The organism is Sulfitobacter mediterraneus, assembly GCF_003054325.1.
In the GTDB taxonomy this organism is placed as follows: Bacteria; Pseudomonadota; Alphaproteobacteria; order Rhodobacterales; family Rhodobacteraceae; genus Sulfitobacter; species Sulfitobacter mediterraneus.
The window spans coordinates 1-1318 of record NZ_QBKU01000037.1 but is presented as its reverse complement, the minus strand read 5'-3'; the positions used below and the strand labels follow the sequence as shown (position 1 = coordinate 1318).

The following is a 1318-nucleotide window of genomic DNA, read 5'->3' as shown; positions in this document are numbered from 1 at the left end:
TGAACCGCCCCTTGTTTGGCGGAGACCCAGAAGTAAGGATACTGGGTTATGGAAAAGAAGAACTTTGGGAAGAGATATCCGGACGAACTACGTGCGCGTGCAGTGCGTATGGTCTTGGATCACGAGAGCGAATATCGAAGCAGGTCGGCGGCGATTTCATCGGTTTCGCAGAAGGTTGGATGCAGCCGGGATAGCCTGCGTATCTGGATAAAGCAGCATGAGACGGACAGCGGTCTGCGTGGGGGAATGACCACGGCAGAGCGGGATCGTATCAAGGAGCTTGAGCGCGAGAACCGACAGTTGCGCCAAGCCAATGAGATATTGAAGAAGGCATCTGCTTATTTTGCTCAGGCGGAGCTCGACCGCCCGTTTCGGAAATGATCGCGTTCATTCAGGACCACCGCGACCAACATGGGGTCGAGCCGATGTGCCGGGTTCTGCAGATCGCCCCGTCGACTTTCTATGAACATCAAGCCATCGCGCGTGATCCGGATCGTGCATCAGATCGTGCGAAGCGGGACGGAGAGCTGCGCCCTGAACTGTTGCGTGTTTGGCAGGAGAACCGTTCGGTCTATGGCGCACGAAAACTGTGGCATGCGATGAAGCGAGAGAAGTTTGATATCGCACGCTGCACCGTTGAAAGGTTGATGGGCGATATTGGCATTGAAGGTGTTCGGCGGGGCAAGAAGGTCAAAACCACCTATGGTCAACCGGCTGAGCTTTGCCCGTTGGACAAAGTGAACAGGCAATTCCGGGCCACTCAGCCCAACCAGCTCTGGGTGTCGGACTTTACCTTCGTGTCGACGTGGCGCGGCTTTGTTTATGTTGCCTTCGTCATAGACACTTTTGCGAATAAGATCGTCGGTTGGAAGGCGTCGACATCTCAGGAAACTCAGTTCGTGCTGGACGCTTTGGAGCAGGCTCTTCATGCGCGCAGCCCTGCCGAGAACCTGATCCATCATTCCGATAGGGGATCTCAATACCTATCGATCAAGTACACAGAACGGTTGGTCGATGCTGGGCTGGAACCATCGGTCGGCAGTGTCGGCGATTCATATGACAACGCACTTGCTGAAACGATGATCGGCTTGTTCAAGACCGAAGTCATCAACCTCTTGGGCCCATGGAAGTCCAAAGATCAGGTTGAGTGGGAAACACTGAAATGGGTCGATTGGTTCAACACCAGGCGGCTACTGGAGCCATTAAGATACATCACACCCCAAGAAGCCGAGGACGCATACTATCAAGGCTTGAAAACTGACGACATTGCAGCTTGAAATACGAGCTTAACAGTCTCCGGTAAAACCGGGGCGGTTCA

Annotated in this window: 1 protein-coding gene and 1 other annotated feature; the gene reads left to right on the top strand. The window is 53.9% G+C overall.

What is annotated here, in order from left to right; genetic code table 11:
- Nucleotides 1-48: 48 nt before the first annotated feature.
- Nucleotides 49-1277, top strand: a protein-coding gene (locus tag C8N31_RS20150) for an IS3 family transposase (protein WP_420834941.1) whose coding sequence is annotated in 2 segments (ribosomal slippage) — nucleotides 49-343 and nucleotides 343-1277 — 1230 coding nt in all. Because the reading frame shifts where the segments join, the coding sequence is not laid out codon by codon here.
- Nucleotides 336-452, top strand: a sequence feature (AL1L pseudoknot). Its footprint overlaps the gene before it by 117 nt.
- Nucleotides 1278-1318: the final 41 nt, after the last annotated feature.